Annotated in this window: 17 protein-coding genes; 12 read left to right on the top strand and 5 right to left on the bottom strand. The window is 67.7% G+C overall.

Annotation, left to right across the window (positions count from 1 at the left end):
* Positions 1-61: 61 nt before the first annotated feature.
* Positions 62-502, bottom strand: coding sequence for a hypothetical protein (locus V5D55_RS01485; RefSeq protein WP_435746937.1), 441 nt, complete (start codon positions 500-502; stop codon positions 62-64).
* A 74-nt stretch (positions 503-576) separates the two neighbouring features.
* Between V5D55_RS01485 and V5D55_RS01480 the strand changes: the two genes are divergently transcribed.
* Genes V5D55_RS01480 through V5D55_RS01465 form a run of 4 tightly spaced genes read left to right on the top strand, consistent with a single transcriptional unit; the run spans position 577 to position 5,425 of the window.
* Complete coding sequence (locus V5D55_RS01480) at positions 577-927, top strand: PLD nuclease N-terminal domain-containing protein (protein ID WP_435746935.1); 351 nt, start codon at positions 577-579, stop codon at positions 925-927.
* A 14-nt stretch (positions 928-941) separates the two neighbouring features.
* Positions 942-2,591 (top strand): 2-succinyl-5-enolpyruvyl-6-hydroxy-3-cyclohexene-1-carboxylic-acid synthase, encoded by a 1,650-nt coding sequence (gene menD / locus V5D55_RS01475; protein WP_435749239.1) that lies wholly within the window; start codon positions 942-944, stop codon positions 2,589-2,591.
* A 16-nt stretch (positions 2,592-2,607) separates the two neighbouring features.
* Entirely contained in the window at positions 2,608-3,450 is an 843-nt protein-coding gene (locus tag V5D55_RS01470) for a polyphosphate kinase 2 family protein (RefSeq protein ID WP_435746933.1), read from the top strand.
* 37 nt (positions 3,451-3,487) lie between these two features.
* Positions 3,488-5,425: an ATP-dependent nuclease gene (locus V5D55_RS01465; protein WP_435746931.1), complete on the top strand. Its 1,938-nt coding sequence runs from the start codon at positions 3,488-3,490 to the stop codon at positions 5,423-5,425.
* A gap of 35 nt (positions 5,426-5,460) precedes the next feature.
* On the opposite strand, the gene V5D55_RS01460 is transcribed toward V5D55_RS01465, so the two are convergent.
* Complete coding sequence (locus V5D55_RS01460; RefSeq protein ID WP_435746929.1) at positions 5,461-6,714, bottom strand: isochorismate synthase; 1,254 nt, start codon at positions 6,712-6,714, stop codon at positions 5,461-5,463.
* Between the two features lie 55 nt (positions 6,715-6,769).
* On the opposite strand from V5D55_RS01460, the gene V5D55_RS01455 reads away from it, so the two are divergent.
* From V5D55_RS01455 to V5D55_RS01435, 5 genes are all read left to right on the top strand, one after another.
* Complete coding sequence (locus tag V5D55_RS01455; protein WP_435746927.1) at positions 6,770-7,333, top strand: hypothetical protein; 564 nt, start codon at positions 6,770-6,772, stop codon at positions 7,331-7,333.
* Positions 7,330-8,049 carry a class I SAM-dependent methyltransferase gene (locus tag V5D55_RS01450; RefSeq protein ID WP_435746925.1) on the top strand — a complete coding sequence of 240 codons (720 nt, stop codon included), beginning with the start codon at positions 7,330-7,332 and terminating at the stop codon, positions 8,047-8,049. The genes V5D55_RS01455 and V5D55_RS01450 overlap by 4 nt, the downstream gene beginning before the upstream one ends.
* A 47-nt stretch (positions 8,050-8,096) precedes the next feature.
* Complete coding sequence (locus V5D55_RS01445) at positions 8,097-9,158, top strand: polyprenyl synthetase family protein (protein WP_435746923.1); 1,062 nt, start codon at positions 8,097-8,099, stop codon at positions 9,156-9,158.
* Positions 9,159-9,219: 61 nt separating this feature from the next.
* The gene (locus tag V5D55_RS01440) at positions 9,220-10,593 is read left to right on the top strand and encodes an FAD-dependent oxidoreductase (protein ID WP_435746921.1); all 1,374 of its coding nucleotides are present in this window, start codon (positions 9,220-9,222) and stop codon (positions 10,591-10,593) included.
* Positions 10,594-10,688: 95 nt separating this feature from the next.
* Complete coding sequence (locus V5D55_RS01435; RefSeq protein ID WP_435746919.1) at positions 10,689-11,696, top strand: alpha/beta hydrolase; 1,008 nt, start codon at positions 10,689-10,691, stop codon at positions 11,694-11,696.
* 7 nt (positions 11,697-11,703) lie between these two features.
* Here the strand turns inward: V5D55_RS01435 and V5D55_RS01430 are convergent, their stop codons facing one another.
* Positions 11,704-12,336 carry a GntR family transcriptional regulator gene (locus V5D55_RS01430; RefSeq protein ID WP_435746917.1) on the bottom strand — a complete coding sequence of 211 codons (633 nt, stop codon included), beginning with the start codon at positions 12,334-12,336 and terminating at the stop codon, positions 11,704-11,706.
* Between the two features lie 447 nt (positions 12,337-12,783).
* Positions 12,784-13,272 (bottom strand): YajQ family cyclic di-GMP-binding protein, encoded by a 489-nt coding sequence (locus V5D55_RS01425; RefSeq protein ID WP_435746915.1) that lies wholly within the window; start codon positions 13,270-13,272, stop codon positions 12,784-12,786.
* Between the two features lie 197 nt (positions 13,273-13,469).
* On the opposite strand from V5D55_RS01425, the gene V5D55_RS01420 reads away from it, so the two are divergent.
* From V5D55_RS01420 to V5D55_RS01410, 3 genes are all read left to right on the top strand, one after another.
* The gene (locus tag V5D55_RS01420) at positions 13,470-14,675 is read left to right on the top strand and encodes a sugar ABC transporter substrate-binding protein (RefSeq protein WP_435746913.1); all 1,206 of its coding nucleotides are present in this window, start codon (positions 13,470-13,472) and stop codon (positions 14,673-14,675) included.
* Positions 14,676-14,745: 70 nt separating this feature from the next.
* Positions 14,746-16,350 (top strand): ABC transporter permease subunit, encoded by a 1,605-nt coding sequence (locus V5D55_RS01415; RefSeq protein ID WP_435746911.1) that lies wholly within the window; start codon positions 14,746-14,748, stop codon positions 16,348-16,350.
* A 1-nt stretch (position 16,351) separates the two neighbouring features.
* On the top strand, positions 16,352-17,260 hold the full coding sequence (locus V5D55_RS01410; RefSeq protein WP_435746909.1) for a sugar ABC transporter permease: 909 nt from the start codon (positions 16,352-16,354) through the stop codon (positions 17,258-17,260).
* A gap of 24 nt (positions 17,261-17,284) precedes the next feature.
* Here the strand turns inward: V5D55_RS01410 and V5D55_RS01405 are convergent, their stop codons facing one another.
* Positions 17,285-18,520, bottom strand: coding sequence for an ROK family transcriptional regulator (locus V5D55_RS01405; protein ID WP_435746907.1), 1,236 nt, complete (start codon positions 18,518-18,520; stop codon positions 17,285-17,287).
* Positions 18,521-18,640 lie beyond the last annotated feature (120 nt).

The raw sequence follows: 18,640 nt of genomic DNA, 5'->3' as shown, positions 1-18,640 counted from the left end.
AGACACAGGTGTTCGACGATGAGGGGATGCCGCGCGCGGCGGCCGATGCCTTCGTCGAGGTTCAGGTGCGGGAGATCGAGAGCTGCGTCAGGGTGAGCGCGGAGAAGAGAGAAGCGGGGCCGGCGCGGCTCGAGAGAGTGGTGCGGGGCCGGCAGTGCTCGGGCGCTGCCGAGCGGCGTCCGAGCAGACGGCGGAACAGCAGCACGAGTGCGACCACGCAGAGGACGGCCACCAGGCACAGGGCCGCGTCTGCTGTCAGTGCGTCGACGGAAGCGACCGCGTCGACAGAGGTGCCGGAGTCGTGGCCTTCGGCACTCGAGGCTGCCGTGTGGGAGACCCCGGTCGCGAGGCAGAGCGACGCATGGACATCTGCTTTCCCGTGCGAGGTCGACCACGCACCGACGACCAGCAGGAGCGCGAGGCCGACGGCGATGACGATCCGAGTGATCAGCATCCGTTCGGCACGCACCCGCGGAAGGGGTTCGGGCGAGGAGGGCAGCATGTGCCGCGCAGTCTAGCAACGCCGCCTCTGTCCGACCCGGGCCGGGCTGCCCGCATCACGCTTACACTGGAAGGGTGGCGAGACTACTGATCATCGGCGGCTTCCTGGCTGCTGTGTTCTGGGTGTTCAGCATCGTGGACTGCGCTGTGCAGCCTGCGACGCGGCACCGTGGCGTGCCCAAGCCCGCCTGGATCGCGATCGTGGTGCTCATCCCCGTGATCGGCGGCATCCTCTGGTTCGTCATCGGGCGTCGCCGCGCGAGCGAGCAGACCATGCGTCGTGTGCTCGCCCCCGACGATGATCCCGCGTTCCTGCACAGCATCAGCAAGACCGAGCAGGATGCTCGCATCAAGCGCCTCGAAGAGGAACTCGCCCGCCTGGACGAGGAGACCGACGAGCCTCCCGCCGCGGACCCGCGCCCGTGACCTCATCGCCGGCGATGGATGCTGCGGCAACCCTGATCGCCGACCTCGTCGCGCACGGCGTGCGCGACATCGTCCTCTCTCCGGGTTCCCGTTCGCAGGCGCTCGCGCTCGCCGCCGTGCGGTTCGCCGATGACGGCCTGCTGCGCGTGCACGTGCGCGTCGACGAGCGGGTCGCGGGGTTCACCGCGCTCGGGATCGGTCGCGAGACCGGCGTGCCGGCCGCGGTGATCTGCACGTCCGGCACCGCCGTCGCCAATCTGCTTCCCGCGACCATGGAGTCGTTCCACTCCGGTGTGCCGCTGCTGCTCCTCACTGCCGATCGCCCGCCGGAGCTCCGGGGCGTCGGCGCGAACCAGGCGACACTGCAGGTCGGTCTCTTCGAACGCTGGGTGCGCGAGCAGATCGACGCCCCGGTCCCCGGTGACGCCGACTGGAGCGGTCTCGCGGCGCGCGCCGTCGCCGCCGCCCTGGGAGCGTCGGATGCTTCCCGAGGGCTGCCGGGCGTTGCAGGACCCGTGCACCTGAACCTGCCCTCCCGCGAGCCGCTCTCCGGAGAGCTCTCCGACATCAGCGTCGAGCCGGGCGATGCCCCGCGCCCTGTGCCGCCCGAGCCCTTCACGATCGAGCGCGGGCCGCGCACGGTCGTCGTCGCGGGCGCCGACGCCGGTCCCGATGCCGAGGAGATCGCGCACGCCGGTGGCTGGCCTCTGATCGCCGAGATCGTCAGCGGCGCGCGCTTCGGGCGTCAGCTCGTGCACGGCTACCGTGCGCTGCTGCGGCGCGACGACCTCGGCGGGCGGATCGAGCGGGTCCTCGTGCTCGGTCACCCCACGCTCAGTCGCGAGGTCGCCGGTCTCCTCTCCCGCGAGGGCATCGACGTCATCGCCGTGCGACGCGGCGGGGAAGAGCTGAATCTGAACGGCCGCACCCGCGCGGTCGCGGCCGTCGCCGTCGAGCCGGGCGCGACCGATCGGGAATGGCTCGGCGAGTGGCTCGCCGCCTCGGCTGCCGGGGCTGTCGACCTGAGCGAGCACGCCCCTGACGCGGAGGCCCTCGCCTCGAAGGATTTCACCGCGCGACGCGAGGCTGTCAAGGCAGAGCTCGATGCCGTGCGCCGTCCGCTCGATCGCGAACTCCTCGTCGATGCGGTGTGGCGCGCCACGTGGCCGCACGACCGGCTCGTTTTCGGTTCGTCGCGGCTGGTGCGGGTGGCCGACGCCGTGCTCGGCGGCAAGAAGGTGCCCGTGCACGCCAACCGCGGCCTCGCCGGCATCGACGGCACCATCGCCACCGCGACCGGCGTCGCGCTGGCGAGCCAGGCCGCGGGCGCTCCCGGCATCACCCGTGTGCTGCTCGGCGACCTCGCGTTCCTGCACGATGTCGGCGCATTGATGCTCCCGCCCGACGAGGCCGAACCGCGCCTGCAGGTCATCGTCGGCAACGACGGCGGCGGCACGATCTTCGACGCGTTGGAGGTCGCGGCATCCGCTCGTCCGGCCGATCTCGATCGTGCCTTCTTCACGCCGCACACGGTGCGACTCGAGCACCTCGCGCTCGCCTACGGGTGGGAATATCAGCGGGTCACCACCCGCACGGCTCTGGACCAGGCGCTGACGGCGCCGCGCGGCGGCCGCCAGATCATCGAGGTCCCGCTGGCGCGATGACTGGCAGGATGTGCGTATGGATGCGCACACCTGGACCCAGACGCTGCGAGTCGGCGACGGATTCCGCCTCGCCGACGTCGACCCGGACGGCAAGCCCGGGTACGACAAGGGCAAGTCGCACGGCGTGAAAGAACTGGCCGCGGGCCTCGAGGCGCTGAACGTCCTGCAGGAGCGTCTGTTCGCGGAGAGTCGCGTCGGCGTGGCCAAGGACTCCGTGTTGCTGGTGCTGCAGGCGATGGATTCCGCCGGAAAGGGCGGCATCGTGCGGCACGTGGTCGGCGGCGTCGACCCGCAGGGCGTCTCGCTCGCTGCGTTCAAGGCGCCGACGGCGGAGGAGCGGGAGCACGACTTCCTCTGGCGCATCGAGAAGCGGCTGCCGGAGCCCGGATTCATCGGTGTCTTCGACCGCTCCCACTATGAGGACGTGCTGATCGGTCGCGTGCGCGAGCTCGCCGACGCCCCCGAGATCGAGCGCCGCTATGACGCGATCAACGAGTTCGAGGCGCGGGTGGCCGCATCCGGCACCCGCATCATCAAGGTCATGCTGCACATCTCGCCCGAGGAGCAGAAGGCCCGCCTGATGGAGCGCCTCGAGCGCCCGGACAAGTACTGGAAGTACAACCCGGGAGACGTCGACGAGCGGATGCTGTGGCCGCAGTACATGGACGCGTACCTGACCGTGTTCGACCGCACCTCCACCGAGGCAGCGCCGTGGCACGTCGTCCCGGCGAACTCCAAGTGGTTCGCACGGCTCGCCGTGCAGGAGCTGCTGCTCGCGGCGCTGGAGGACATCGACCCGCAGTGGCCGGGCGCCGACTTCGACATCGAGGTCGAGAAGAAGCGTCTCGCCGCCAGCTGACTAGCTATAGGAATTGGTTCAGTGGCATCCTCATGAGGTGGATGATGATCTGAGTCACCGAACTGAAGTTTCTCCTTTCACGCTCGACCTTGATGTGCGAGAGGGGTACGTCACGGTTCGCTTCGTCCATGGTGGCCCGCTCATTCGCGAGGTGACGCTGCATTCCGCGATGCTTCGCGACGGTCGTGCGTATGCAGGTGATGGGCCGAAGTTCGTCAACGTAAAAGACGACGTGGTCGCTACCTATTTTGATCAACGACGTATCGCGCAGGCGACGCTGAGCGGGGGGTTCGCCGTCTCCGTGGTTCCCGGCATGATTTTTGCAGTGATCCTCACATGGAATGATCCGGGCTCAGGTTCAACGGAGGCGTTGGGCGCCCAGGGGCAATACTCCGCCGACGAACAATTCCTGATTAGTGAGACGTTCCGCGGCCCCGCGGCGCTTCGGTTCCTAGAGGAGAGCGGAATGGCCCCCAACGCAGCCCCAGCCGCAAGAGTAGAGCCGCCGGCTTCGTCGGTGGGTCCCGGGTATTTTTCCGAGATTCGGGTCGCTGGCTATCGCGGGTTCGCAGAAGAGGCGTTGCTGCGTCTGGCAAAACCGACAGGAGCCAACGGTTCAGGTATGACGATAGTTGTGGGAAGTAACAACAGCGGTAAGTCGACGTTTCTTGAGGCGCTGCACTTTATCGCAATGGCGCGAAACTCCTACCCGTTGAGCTTCGCTCAACCTCGCCGTCACCGGGACCGGGACTCGGTCATGCTCGAGCTGGTGCACGCCGATGGAAGGCGACTGCGTGTCGAGACAGCGAGAGCCGGCGGTAGCCAAGCGATATCGACGTGGCTCCCGGAAGACTCCGGCCCGGGGAACTTCGATATACACGTCACGCCGTCGCGCAGGCAGTTCAGTCCGTATTTCGGCAACATGGGGGCACCTGACCGCAATTGGGCGATGAGCGGTCAAGAGTACTCGCGCACGCAACTGCGGGAAGAGTTTGTGGGTCGGCTTCGCAAGGTGGATACAGATCCCGCTGCGCGGCTTCAGTTCGATGCCTTGCTGAGGCGCATCGTCGGCTATCCCCTCAAGTGGACCATCGACGAGATCGCCACCGGGCAACAGTTCCTAAAGATGATCGAGTCCGACGGCTCCTGGTACACCAGCGAAGGGCTCGGGGATGGGCTCGTCAGTCTGCTGTTCATTGTCGACGCTCTCTACGACTCCGAGGCGGGAGCCGTCATCGCGATCGACGAACCGGAGCTCTCCCTTCATCCACAGCTTGTGCGACGTCTGGCCTCCGTTCTGTCGGAGTACTCGTGCGACCGCCAGATCGTCATTTCGACTCACTCACCGCTGATGATTGAGTGGTCCGCCATCACCAACGGTGCATCGATCGCGCGCGTCCACAAACGAAATGGTCGATCTGAGATCGCTCAGGCCACCGCGGCGACCTTGAGCGAGATCGCTCGGCTCGCAGACACGAGAAATCTCGCCAACCCACACACCGTGGGGTCCGTCGCGCGTGAGGCTCTCTTCCTCGACGACGGAGTGATCCTGACGGAGGGCCAGGATGATGTGGCGTATTTCCCGCGTGTCCTTGCCAGTTTGGGATTCGAACAAGAGCCGAATGTGTACGGGTGGGGGTCAGGCGGCGCCTCGAATATTCCCAAGATCGCTCGTCTCTTCGTGGAGCTCGGGTTCTCACGCATCGGAGCTATCCTCGATTCGGATGCTCAACCGAGCACAGCGAAAGCTCTCGCGGAACTCCAGAGCATGGCTCCCGAAGTTATGGCGCGACTGATACCGGCGCCCGATATCAGGTATAAACCTGAAACTCCGTCACGGGCGGAAATAGTCGGATTGATCGGTAAAGACAAGCGCACCGTGCGGCCAGAGTTCGTCGAAGATGCCCGAGCCGCGATCGGGGACGTGCTGTCTCATGTTGCGTCCGAGCCTGAATCGGGAGACGACGCGGGTTGACGCGCTGCGGTCGCCCGTTCGGAGACGACGCGGGTTCAGGCGAGGGCGTCGACCAGCGGGCGGAACTTCACCCGGGTCTCCAGCAGCTCCGATTCCGGGTCGGATCCGGCCACGATGCCGGCACCGGCATAGGCCGTGACGCGGATGTCATCGGCCGCCGCGGTGAACTGGGCGCACCGCAGCGCGATCGCCCACTCGCCGTTGCCGGCTGCATCCACCCAGCCGACAGGGCCCGCGTAGCGCCCGCGGTCGAACGGCTCCAGCTCGCGGATCGCGCTGATCGCTGCGGCGGTCGGGGTGCCGGCGACGGCGGCGGTCGGATGCAGCGCTCGGGCGAGGTCCAGGGCTGACTCACCCGTCGCGAGCTCGCCCTCGACGTCGGTCGCCAGGTGGAAGAGGTTCGGCAGCTTCAGCAGGAACGGCTGCTCGCTCGCCGCCAGCGCGCGGGTGTGCGGGCGGAGTGAGGCGAGCACGCTCTGCACCGCGTACTGGTGCTCGTCGAGGTCTTTCGTGCTCGATGCGAGATGAGCGGATGCCGCCGTGTCGGCATCCGCGTCGGCGCCGCGCCCGATCGTGCCGGCGAGCACGCGCGCCGTCACTGTGCCGCCCTGCACGGTGACGAGCGTCTCCGGGCTCGCGCCGATCAGGCCGTCCACGGCGAACGCCCACGTGTCGGGGTAGCCGGTCGAGAGTGCGCGCACGAGGCGTCGCAGATCCGATCCGGCCGGAATGCTGCCGGTGAGGTCGCGCGCGAGCACGACCTTGCTCAGCTCGCCGTCGGCGATGCGGTCGAGGGCGCGGCGGACCGAGTCCTGGTACCCCTGCGGTGTCTGCGCGCCGGGGCCGACGGTGCCGGCCCAGTGCGCGCCGTAGGGCTGTTCCGCGAGCGGCTCGCGGTTCTCCGGCGCAGACGCGAGCCGGATGCTCGTGCGCCAGAAGCGATCGCCGTGACGTCCGAGCACCTGCGTCGGCACCACCAGCACGCTGTCGGCAGCCGAGCCTTCGTCGAAGGCGAGTGCGCCGAAGGCCACGAGCCCTGATCCGGGGAGTCCGACGGCGTCGTCGACCTCTGCCTCCGCGGTCATTCCCCGCCACACCGTCGCCAGCGCCGCACCGCGCCGTTCCTCGCCACCGGCGGGAGGGCGGATCTCGGCCAGCGGCTCGCCGACCGCGACGATGCCGTCGCCGCGCCGCAGCCAGGCGAGTGGACGAGCGGGGTCCGCGTAGGCCAGGAGGTCTTCGACCGGGGCGATCTCGCGGGTCTCCACGACCAGGTGGGAGGTGTGCACGATCCCAGCCTAGGCCGCGACGAAGACAGCATCCGCGCCGTCGTAGGGTGGGCGCATGAGCGATGCACGTCCTGCCGTCGGCGCCGAGATGATCTTCCAGTGGCGCAAGTGGGACCAGTCGCCGCACTGGCGCCACGAGTGCGTATACCTCGGCGCCGACGAGTGGGGCGACTGGCTCGGGCAGCCGGTCGGGTGGCGCAGTGCTCGGCCCGGGGCCGACTTCGTCGCCGCCGGGCCCAACGTGACGCTGGTGCCGGCGTCCGGCGACTTCGCGCTCACCGTCAATCGCGACCACCCGAACGGCATGCGCATCTACATCGATCTCGGCTGGGACATCCGGTGGTCGGAAGATCCGCTGCTCGCGACCGGAATCGACATGGACCTCGACGTCGTCCGGGTCGAGGGCGCGCGCGGCACCTGGGTCGACGATCGCGACGAGTGGGCCGAGCACAGCACCCGCTATGGCTATCCGGCCGACGTCATGGCACGCCTCGAGGCCCTCGCGCTCGACCTCGAGGAGCGCGTCCGCGCGCAGGTCGCGCCGTTCGACGACGCCACCGCCGATCCCTGGCTCGACCGCCTCGAACGACGGGCGCTCGCGCCTAGACTGGACCCGTGACCTCGAACGAGAAGAACCGCGCCGATCTGGGCAAGGACCCCGCTCGCGTGAGCGGGATGTTCGACCAGGTCGCGGCGGGCTACGACCGCACGAACACGGCCATGACCTTCGGCAACGACGCCCTGTGGCGCGCGGCCACGACGCGCGCCGTCGCGCCGAAGCCGGGGGAGCGCATCCTCGACCTCGGGGCAGGGACCGCGTCGTCATCGGCTTCTCTCGCCCGGAGCGGGGCAGAGGTCGTCGCCGCCGACTTCTCGCCGGGGATGCTCGCCGAAGGCGAACGCCGACACGGCGCGATGCGCAATCTCTCGTTCGTCCAGGCCGATGCCACCGACCTTCCTTTCGGGGATGCCGAGTTCGACGCGGTCACGATGTCGTACGCGCTCCGCAACGTGAGCGACCCGAAGAAGGCACTCCGCGAACTGCTGCGGGTGACGAAGCCGGGTGGGCGACTCGTGATCAACGAGTTCTCCACCCCTCCCGGCAAGCTCTTCCGCGGCGCCTACCGCTTCTACAACGACCAGGTCCTGCCCCGGGTGGCGCGGGTCGCCGGTACCAACGGCGACGCCTACGACTACCTCAACGAGTCGATCAGGGACTGGCCGAACCAGAAGATGCTCTCCTCCTGGATCCGCGAGGCCGGCTGGGCCGACGTCGCGTACCGCAACCTCTCGTTCGGCATCGTCGCCCTGCACAGAGCCCGCAAGCCCGAGTGAGATCGCCGGGCGCAGATCGCCGCACACGACGAAGGTAGGCTGGGACCGTGACTTCGAGCCCCATCGCCCCGGGTTCGCGACTGGCGAGCCGACTGGGCTTCAGCGACCGTGTGTTCATCGGTCCTGCCGCCCGCCGCGTCGCCCGTGCCATCGAAGACGGCCTCGAGCGCGTCGAGACAGGTCTCGCCGACGACGTGCGGGTGGCAGATCCGCTCGCCGACGCCGCGAGCCGTTACCTCTACGAGGCCGGTGGCAAGCGCATCCGCCCCGTGCTCACGCTGCTCGCCGCCCAGCTCGGCGACGGCAACACCGATGAGGTGATCGACGTCGCCAAGGCGCTCGAGATCACGCACCTCGGATCGCTGTACCACGACGACGTCATGGACGGCGCCGACCGTCGTCGCGGTGTTCCGGCCGCGCACGCGGTCTGGGGCAACAGCATCGCCATCCTCACCGGCGACATCCTCTTCTCCCGCGCCAGCCAGCTCATGTCCCGACTCGGGGAGCGCGCGATCCGTCTGCAGGCCGACACGTTCGAGCGCCTCGTCCTCGGCCAGATGCACGAGACGCTCGGCGCCCAGCCCGACGACGATCCCATCGCGTTCTACATCCAGGTGCTCGCGGACAAGACCGGTTCCCTCATCGCCGCGGCGACGCAGGGCGGCGTGATCTTCTCGAACGCACCGGTCGAGTTCGAGGAGCCGATGCGGGTCTACGGCGAGAAGATCGGCGTCGCGTTCCAACTGCTCGACGACGTGATCGATCTGTCGGCGAAGCCCGAAGACACCGGCAAGGTGCCGGGCACCGATCTGCGGGCAGGGGTGCCGACGATGCCGTACCTCCTGCTGAAGGCCGAAGCCGACGCGGCATCCGTCGATCTCGCCGCGCGCATCGACGACGGCGTCGCCCTGATCGCCGACGGTGCCGATCCCGCGATCCTCGACGGCCCGCTCGACGAACTCCGCGATCACGCGGTGACGCAGAAGACCCTGGAACTCGCCCACTCGTGGACTCAGGGCGCGATCGACGCGCTCGGACCCCTGCCGCGCGGCACCGTGCGTGAGGCGCTGACCCGATTCGCAGAGACCCTCGCCGAGCGCTCCAGCTGAAATCCGCATGCGCGGCCGGACGGCTGTGCGACGGATGCGCCGGCATACGAAAGGACCTCCCATGACCAAGCTCAGACTGGCCATCGTCGGTGCGGGCCCCGCCGGCATCTACGCGGCGGACATCCTGCTGAAGGCAGAGCGCAAGTTCGACGTCTCCATCGACCTGTTCGAACAGCTGCCGGCCCCGTACGGACTCGTCCGCTACGGCGTCGCCCCCGACCACCCTCGCATCAAGGGCATCATCACGGCGCTGCGCGATGTGCTGGATCGTGGCGACATCCGCCTGTTCGGCAACGTTCGCTTCGGCGAGGACATCACGCTCGACGACCTGAAGCACCACTACAACGCGGTGATCTTCGCGACCGGCGCGATCCGCGACACCTCGATGGAGATCCCCGGGGTCGACGCCGTCGCCTCCTACGGCGCCGCCGACTACGTGAGCTGGTTCGACGGGCACCCCGACGTACCGCGCGAGTGGCCGCTGGATGCCGAGTCGGTCGCCGTGATCGGCAACGGCAACGTCGCCCTCGACGTGGCGCGGATGCTGGCGAAGCACGCCGAGGATCTACTCGTCACCGAAGTGCCGGCGAACGTCTACGAGGGTCTGCAGGCCAGCGCGGTCACCGACGTGCACGTGTTCGGACGTCGCGGTCCCGCGCAGGTGAAGTTCACGCCGCTGGAGCTGCGTGAGCTCGGCGAGCTGCGCGATGTCGACATGGTCGTCTACGACGAGGACTTCGACTACGACGAAGCCTCGAAGGAGGCCGTCGCCAGCAACAAGCAGGTCATGGTCATCGACCGGGTGCTGCAGTCGTGGCGCAAGCGCGACTCGGTGAACAATGCCGGCGGCACGGCGTCTCGGCGTCTGCACCTGCACTTCTGGGCGCGTCCCGTCGAGGTACGCAAGGACGAGAACGGCCGCGTCGCGGCGCTGGTCTACGAACGCACGCAGCCGGACGGCGAGGGTGGCGCGGTCGGCACCGGCGAACTGCGCGAGGTGCCGATCCAGGCGCTCTACCGGGCGATCGGATACTTCGGCTCGCCGCTGCCCGGCGTGCCCTTCGACAAGAAGCACGGCGTGATCCCGAATCGCGAGGGTCAGGTGCTCGCGAAGGACTCCAACCAGCGGGTCTCGGGCATCTACGCGACCGGCTGGATCAAGCGCGGCCCGGTCGGTCTGATCGGACACACCAAGTCCGACGCCATGGAGACCGTCCGGCACATCATCAACGACCAGGGGTCCTGGTGGCACCCGGAGGACCCGTCGGAGGAGTCGATCCCGGCACTGCTGCAGGAACGCGGCGTGAAGTGGACCGACCTCGATGGCTGGCACCGGCTCGACGAGCACGAGATCGCTCTCGGCGCCCCCGACGAACGCGCTCGCGTGAAGGTCGTTCCGCGCGACGAGATGGTGCGCGTCTCCCGAGGCGAGTAGGTCAGGCGAGGCGAGTAGGTCAGGGGCCGCGCGCGGGATCCGAGGTCCCGCGTGGCCGGAGCCGCCTCGGCTAGCCTGGCAGCGGGGGTGGGCGTATGACCGAGTGGGTGGCCGATGTGCTCGGCGACGAGTTCGAGCAGCTCACGCTCGAGCTCGGCGACGACGAGCAGGGTCCGGTCGTGGCGACCCTGGTGCGCGCTCTGCCGCCGGAGCCGACGTGGTGGGAACGGCTGCGCAGGCAGACGCCGTTCCTCGCCGATGTCGACGTGCTCTACGTGCACGGCTGGTCGGACTACTTCTTCCAGAAGCGGCTGGCTCGTTTCTGGACGTCGAGGGGCGCGCGCTTCTTCGCGCTCGATCTTCGCAAGTACGGTCGCAGTCTGCGCGACGGGCAGACACCCGGGTACATCGCCGACCTCGCCACGTATGACGAGGACATCGCGGCTGCTCTGGATGCGATGGGACGCTCCGCCGACGGCACCGCGCCCGGCCGCAATCTCGTGCTCCTCGGTCATTCCACGGGCGGCCTGACTCTGAGTCTCTGGGCCTCACGCCATCCGGATGCTGCGGATGCCGTGATCCTGAATAGTCCGTGGCTGGAATTCCAGGTCGCGCCGGTGCGGGCGGCGATCGCGCCGATGGTCGAGTTCCAGGCGCGTATCCGTCCGCTCGACGTGGCTCCTCAGATCGACCTCGGTTTCTACACGAGGGCTCAGCAGGAGGTCGCCGATCCGGACGACCCGGTGGAGGTGAATCCCCTCTGGCGACCCGCGCAGACCATGGCCGTCTATGCCGGATGGCTGCACGCGATCCTGTCCGGCCACAAGAAGGTCGCCGATGGCCTGTCGATCGCGGCACCGGTGTGCGTGCTGCTCTCGGCGCGCTCCGTTCCGCCGACACGCTGGTCCGAGGAGCTGACGTCGGTCGACTCCGTGCTCGTCGTCGACGACATCGCCCGCGCGGCGCTCCGGCTCGGCGCATCCGTCACTGTGGAGCGGATCGACGGCGCGCTGCACGACGTGTTCCTGTCCCGGCACGAGGCAAGGGAAGAGGCCTACCGACGACTCGAGCGCTGGGTCACCGGGTGGCGTGCGACCGGATGATCCGCGATCACACGTAGTGCATCGCGCGGGTGAGGCGCTCTGCCTCCGCCCCGTCGCCGCGCAGAACCGCCTCACGGAAGTCGACGTAGATCTGCAGCATCCGCTCCCGATCTTCTACCGGCACCGTCCAGTCGCGGAGATTGCGGAGGAGAGCCATGGAGTTCTCTTCGATCAACACGCAGTGCTGCACGTTGCCGCTGTGCTCTCCGAGGAACGCGAACACCGCCCAGCGCGTGTCGATCGTCAGGGTGCTGTCGGCGAGCGAGTCGTACATCTGCTCGATGAGTTCCGCGGCGTACTCCCGCTGCGGAACTGTGAGACGCGGCACGGCGAGCCTGGCGGCGATCCCGGCCTGGTATCCGCCGAACGCGAGGGACTGCGCGACGATGTCGGCCGTGACCTCAGTCACTTCGGTGTACCGGCTGGGGTACATCATCACCATGCCGAGGCGCTCGAGCCGCTGCAGTGCCTCCCGCACCGGCGTGCGTGAGACGTGGAGCTGTTCGGCGACGTCGAGGTCGCGGATCCGTTGCCCTGGTCCGAGCACGCCTTCGACGATCTGTCCGCCGATGTGGTGGAAGACTTCCTCGGCCAGGAGCTGCTTGCTCTCGCCGATGCTCTTCGATGCCATGTCGTCCATGGACTCCGCCCCCAAGTTGCACTCTTCTCCCGGACGCCCCGTGGTTCGACCCGGGAGGGCAACTACACCACACAACGCGCAGGAATCCAACACTCCACGCGCAAGCCCTCCGCCGCACAAATGCGTGCGAGCGGCGTACGGACTCGCGTGGGAGATTCGTATTCAAGCTCTCTGTGGCCGACGGGCGGGAAGCCCGCCGACCACAGACGACGCAGAGCGTGGAACCGCCGCGAACCCCGTCCCCACGGGGGGAGGCTCACAATCCCGAGAGCGCGAAACCGTTCGACGGCAGTGCGTCACGCGAGAAGCGCGTCGTCGGTCGCATCGAGAAGCGACCTCTCTCAGTGTCGATCACATTAACCGATATATCAGTATGCAATCCGTCATATGACAAAGTATTTCAGATCTACTGCGCGGGAGCGGTCCCCATTCGGGGCGGAGCGGGCTCTACCGGTAGTTGATGAACTGCAGGTCGACGTCGAGGTCGGAGCCCTTCAGCAGGGTGATCACCGACTGCAGGTCGTCGCGGCTCTTGGACTGCACACGCAGCTCGTCGCCCTGGATCTGGCTCTTCACGCCCTTGGGGCCTTCGTCGCGGATGATCTTGTTGATCTTCTTCGCGTTCTCGGACGAGATGCCGTCCTTGAGGGTGGAGACGATCCGGAAGAGCTTGCCGCTGGCGAACGGATCGCCGGACTCGAGGCTCTTCAGCGAGATGCCGCGACGCACGAGCTTCGACTGGTAGACGTCGAGCACGGCCTTGGCGCGCTCCTCGGAGTTCGCGATGATCAGCACCTGCTCGCCGCTCCACGCGATCGATGCCTCGGTGCCCTTGAAGTCGTAGCGCTGCTCGATCTCCTTGCGGGTCTGGTTGAGGGCGTTGTCCGCCTCCTGGTGATCCACTTTGGAGACGATGTCGAAGGAACTATCAGCCATAAGGAGAGTCTACCGAGCACGCGGTTTCGGTGAGCTCTTGGAAGCGCTTCCAGATCGTTCATCGGCGTGATTTCCGGTCACAGGTTGATATCGACGCTCGCGCTGATTGCGAAACGAGGCATTCTCGATGCATACTGTAAGCGCTTGCAGTACCTGCAGGCCCAACAGCACATCAGCACTGAGAGAGGCACACACCAATGAAGGTGAACAAGAGGGGCATCGTCGCCGCCGGCGCCATCGCCATCGTTTCGACTCTGACGCTCGCCGGCTGCGCCGGCGGAACCAGCGGAGGCGACTCGTCCGCTGAGAAGGGCGGCAAGCTCGTCGTCTGGGTCGACGCCGAGCGTGTCGACGCGCTGCAGGACGCCGCGGATTCGTACGAGGACAAGACCGGCGTGAAGGTCGAACTGACCGGCAAGTCGGTCGACGACATGAAGGACGACTTCATCCAGCAGGTGCCGACCGGCAAGGGCCCCGACATCGTCATGGGCGCTCACGACTGGCTCGGCGAGCTCTCCACCAACGGCGTCGTCGCTCCGCTCGAACTCGGCGACAGCTCCGAGGACTACCTGCCCGTCGCGCTCCAGGCAGCGACCTACGACGGCACCGTCTACATGCTCCCCTACGCGGTGGAGAACATCGCCGTGCTCCGCAACGCCGACCTCGTCCCCGAAGCTCCCACCAGCTTCGACGACATGGTGTCGAAGGGCACGTTCGTCGTCGAGCAGGGCGCAGAGGGCAACCCGTACCACCTGTACCCGTTCCAGACCGCCTTCGGTGCCCCCGTCTTCGGCACCGACGCATCGGGCAGCTACGATTCCGCCGACCTCCAGCTGGGCAGCGAGGGCGGGTTCGCCTTCGCTGACTGGCTCGCAGCTCAGGGCGCGGCCGGCACGCTGAACACCGACATCGACGGCGAGATCGCCAAGCAGCAGTTCCTCGACGGGACCGCGGCCTTCTGGCTGACCGGCCCGTGGAACGTCGGCGCTGCCGTCGACGCGGGCATCAACGTCGCGATCGACCCGATCCCCAGCCCGACGGCCGAGACGGCATCGCCGTTCGCCGGAGTGAAGGGCTTCTTCGTCAGCTCCGAGTCGAAGAACAAGGTCGCCGCGAACGACTTCCTGGTCAACTACATCGGTACCGAAGACGTGCAGCTCGCCCTGTTCAAGGCCGGCAACATCCTGCCCGCACTGACCGCGGCCGCCGACTCCGCAGCATCCGACGCGATCATCGCCGGCTTCCAGGCCGTGGGCGCGGATGCCGTTCCGATGCCGGCCATCCCGGCCATGGGTTCGGTGTGGGAGTTCTGGGGCGTCGCCGAAGCAGCCGTGATCAAGGGCCAGGACCCGAAGTCGACGTGGCAGAAGCTGGTCGACGACGTGACGACGGCGATCAAGTAGCCAGCCGATCACCGACTCTGCCGGGGCGGGCGTCTGACGCCCGTCCCGGCAGGATCATGACGAGGATGACATGACACAGACCGTTGAGCCCACCGCGCCCTCGACCAAGCGTCAGCGCCAGGCTGCCAAGCTCGCCGAGGCGGCATCCGGACCGATCGGCTGGATGCTGCTGAAGATCCTGCTCCTGGCCATCGTCGATGCGATCGCCCTCTATGCGGCGTTCGTGCTGTTCACCCACCGCGAATGGCTGATCCTCGGCGTCGTCGTCGTGGTCGCCGTCCTCGTCAACTACCTCTACTTCTCCCGCAAGCGCGTCGCGGCGAAATACCTGACGCCCGGCATCATCTTCCTCGTGCTGTTCCAGGTGTTCACGCTGCTCTACACCGGGTACATCGGCTTCACGAACTACGGCACCGGGCACAACGGCACCAAGGACCAGGCGATCTCCTCGCTCCTCGCCTCGGCGCAGGAGCGGGTCGAGGACTCGCCCACCTACCCTGTGACCGTGGTCGAGCAGTTCGGGTCGTACGGCCTCCTGGTGACGGATCCCGACACCGGCGACGCCCTGCTCGGAACTGCGGACCAGCCGCTGCAGGAGGTCGACGCCGAGTTCGAGGGCGGCCAGGCCGTCGCGGTGGAGGGCTGGACCACGCTGCCGCTCTCGACCGTGTTCACCCTCTCGGAAGAACTCGAGACCCTGGCGGTCCCGTTCAGCGACGACCCGAACGACGGGAGCCTTCGCGCACCCGACGGACAGAAGGGCTACCTGTACGTCTCGACACTCGAGATCGACGCGGATGCCGGCGCCATGACCGACACGCGCACCGGAACCGTCTACACCGACACCGGTGCCGGCGCCTTCACCTCTGAAGACGGCGAAGAGCTGCTGCCCGGTTGGCAGACGACCGTCGGCTTCGACAACTTCGTGCGCGCGGTCAGCGACGAAGCGATCCGCGGGCCGCTCATCTCCGTCACGATCTGGACGTTCGCGTTCGCGCTGATCTCGGTCGCATCGACGTTCTTCCTCGGGCTGCTGTTGGCGCTGGTCTTCAACAACACCCGAATGCGCTTCCGCAACGGCTACCGGATCATCATGATCCTCCCGTATGCGTTCCCCGCCTTCCTCTCGGCCCTGGTGTGGGCTGGCATGATGAACGAGAGCTTCGGCTTCATCAACCAGGTGCTCTTCGGCGGAGCATCCATTCCCTGGCTCACCGATCCGGTGCTGGCGAAGGTGTCGGTGCTGCTGGTGAACCTGTGGCTCGGATTCCCCTACATGTTCCTCGTGTGCATGGGGGCGCTGCAAGGCATCCCGGACGACGTGAACGAGGCGGCCGTGATGGACGGCGCGAACCCGTGGCAGGTCTTCCGCCGCATCAAGCTCCCTCTGCTCCTGGTGACGGTCGCACCCCTGCTGATCTCGTCGTTCGCGTTCAACTTCAACAACTTCAACCTGATCTACATGCTGACCAAGGGCGGCCCGCGCTTCAGCGACGTGGCGATCCCCGTCGGCCACACCGACATCCTGATCTCGATGGTCTACAAGGTGGCCTTCACCGGACAGACGCGCGACTACGGTCTGGCATCCGCGTTCACGATCCTGATCTTCATCGTGGTCGCGACGATCTCGATCATCAGCTTCCGCAAGACCAAGGCCCTCGAGGAGCTGAACTGACATGCGTACCGACAGCCCCGTCACCATCGAGCAGAGTCTCGCTCCTCGCCGCCGCAGCTTCGGCGCCTGGTTCGCCGACACCGGCTGGCGACACGTCATCGCGATCGTCGTGAGCATCTTCGCGCTGTTCCCACTGCTCTACGTGTTGTCGGCCTCGCTCAATCCTCGCGGCACCCTCACCGGATCGAACCAGCTCTTCTCGGCGATCGGCATCGACAGCTACGTGCGGATCCTCAGCGATCCGCAGAGTCCCTACGGTCTGTGGTTCCTGAACACCCTGCTCATCGCGAGCGTCACCGGCGCCGTCACGGTGTTCATCGGCGCCTGCGCGGCGTATGCCTTCTCCCGCATGCGCTTCGCCGGGCGCCGCGTGGGCCTCGTGACGATCGTCGTCGTCCAGATGTTCCCGCAGCTGCTCGCCGTGGTCGCGATCTTCCTCCTCATGTCGACGCTGGGGGACTGGTTCCCCGCGATCGGACTGAACACCCACACCGGGCTCATCCTGGTGTACCTCGGCGGCGCGCTCGGCGTGAACACCTACCTCATGTACGGGTTCTTCAACACGATCCCGAAGGAGATCGACGAGGCGGCGCGGATCGACGGCGCCGGTCACGCCCGCATCTTCTTCACGATCATCCTGCGCCTGGTCGCACCGATCCTCGCCGTCGTGGGACTCCTGTCGTTCATCGGAACGGTGAACGAGTACGTGATCGCCAGCGTGATGCTCGTCGATGTCGAGCAGCAGACCCTCGTCGTCGGTCTGACCAAGCTCGTCGCGAACCCTCGTTACGCGGACTGGTCGGCGTTCTCGGCGGGCGCGGTGATGGCGGCGATCCCGGTGATGATCCTGTTCCTGTTCCTGCAGAAGTACATCGTGGGCGGCCTCACGGCCGGAGCGACCAAGGGCTGATCCGAAGACCTGCGTCGACGCTCGTCAGCCGGCGGCAGCGTCGTCCGAGTTGCTTTCGCCGGATGCTGTGGGCCGCTGGCCCCCGCTGACGCTGCTCAGCACCTCATCCTGCACCGTCTCGAGCGCCATGCGCAGAGCCCCGTCGAGGACGGGGTTCTCGTCCAACGCCGACAGCACGACGGGCGGCCGGGCCACCACGATCGAGTGCAGGTGGTGCTGCACCAGGCTGCGGAGGCGTTCTCCCGCCGCGAGGGCGAAGTCGCCGGCGAGGACGATGAGGTCGGGGTCGACGACCGCGACCACGGCCGACAGGCCCAGCGCGAGGCGGCGAGCGGTCTCCTCGAGAGCGGCCACCGCGTCGGCGCTGTCGGTCGCCGCGGCCAGTCGCACCGCTGCGACCGGGGTGTCGGCGACGAAGCCGTGCTCGGCCAGGACCCGACCCAGCGCCGGGGCGCCCGCGAGCGCCTGCATGCCGCTCGCGCCGAACTCGTTGGCCTCGGCCTTCCCCGGTGCGCCAGGCAGCGGAAGGTCGGCGATCTCGCCCGCGCCGCCGGTCAGACCGCGGTGCACGCGGCCGCCGAACATCAGCCCCATGCCGATGCCGTCAGACACCCAGAGCACCACGAAGCTGTCGTGTGCGCCGGCGGCGCCGTGCGCCATCTCGGCGATGGCCACCAGATTGACGTCGTTCTCGATGGTCACCGGCGCGCCGATGCGCGCGCGCAGGGTCGCGGTCAGCCCGGAGCGCTGCCATCCGGGCAGATGAGAGGCGAAGCGGAGCCGGTCCGTCGTCGGGTCGATAGCACCCTGGATGCCGATGACCACCAGGTGAAGATCGGCAGGGTCGATGCCCAACGGGTCGCAGGCTCCGGCGAGGGCAGCGTGCACCCGCTCCGCAGGGTCGACCGCCTCGCCCTCGGGTGTCGGCAGCACGAACTCCCCGACGCGCTTGCCGGTGAAATCGGCGACGGCGGTCGCGATCCGCTCCGGGGTCACGTCCATCGCTGCCGTGTATGCGGCGGTCTCGTCGACCCGGAACAGCTCAGCGGCGCGACCGATCGCGCCGTCGCGATTGCCGTCGCTGAGCACCAGTCCGTTCTCGCGCAGCTGGGCGAGCAGGTGCGACGCGGTGGGCTTCGACACGGAGAGCTGCGCGGCGATCTCCGGGCGGCTCAGCGGTCCGCTGTCGAGCAGCAGTCGAAGAGCGGCGCGGGCGTTGATCGCACGGACGACGCTGGTTCCGGTCGGGGGAGTGGGCACGGTGTCCTCGGGAGTCGGAGTCGGGGTGTTCCGAATGCTATCGAACCAGCGGACGTCTTAATGCCAGGAGAACTGTCCGATTCGCCATTGCGTCGGCTGCCGCGCGGGGTGTATAACTCT

Origin of the sequence: Microbacterium sp. PMB16 (assembly GCF_051294855.1) — a bacterium.
Taxonomy (GTDB): domain Bacteria; phylum Actinomycetota; class Actinomycetes; order Actinomycetales; family Microbacteriaceae; genus Microbacterium.
Note: the sequence above shows the minus strand (reverse complement) of the source record. Positions and strands in the feature narration are given on the sequence as shown.

Bases quoted from the DNA above. Each gene is read 5' to 3' on its own strand.
- V5D55_RS01485 (WP_435746937.1), bottom strand. From the start codon at position 502: ATGCTGCCCTCCTCGCCCGAACCCCTTCCGCGGGTGCGTGCCGAACGG.
- menD (WP_435749239.1), top strand. From the start codon at position 942: ATGGATGCTGCGGCAACCCTGATCGCCGACCTCGTCGCGCACGGCGTG.
- V5D55_RS01470 (WP_435746933.1), top strand. From the start codon at position 2,608: ATGGATGCGCACACCTGGACCCAGACGCTGCGAGTCGGCGACGGATTC.
- V5D55_RS01455 (WP_435746927.1), top strand. From the start codon at position 6,770: ATGAGCGATGCACGTCCTGCCGTCGGCGCCGAGATGATCTTCCAGTGG.
- V5D55_RS01440 (WP_435746921.1), top strand. From the start codon at position 9,220: ATGACCAAGCTCAGACTGGCCATCGTCGGTGCGGGCCCCGCCGGCATC.
- V5D55_RS01435 (WP_435746919.1), top strand. From the start codon at position 10,689: ATGACCGAGTGGGTGGCCGATGTGCTCGGCGACGAGTTCGAGCAGCTC.
- V5D55_RS01430 (WP_435746917.1), bottom strand. From the start codon at position 12,336: ATGGACGACATGGCATCGAAGAGCATCGGCGAGAGCAAGCAGCTCCTG.
- V5D55_RS01425 (WP_435746915.1), bottom strand. From the start codon at position 13,272: ATGGCTGATAGTTCCTTCGACATCGTCTCCAAAGTGGATCACCAGGAG.
- V5D55_RS01420 (WP_435746913.1), top strand. From the start codon at position 13,470: ATGAAGGTGAACAAGAGGGGCATCGTCGCCGCCGGCGCCATCGCCATC.
- V5D55_RS01415 (WP_435746911.1), top strand. From the start codon at position 14,746: ATGACACAGACCGTTGAGCCCACCGCGCCCTCGACCAAGCGTCAGCGC.
- V5D55_RS01410 (WP_435746909.1), top strand. From the start codon at position 16,352: ATGCGTACCGACAGCCCCGTCACCATCGAGCAGAGTCTCGCTCCTCGC.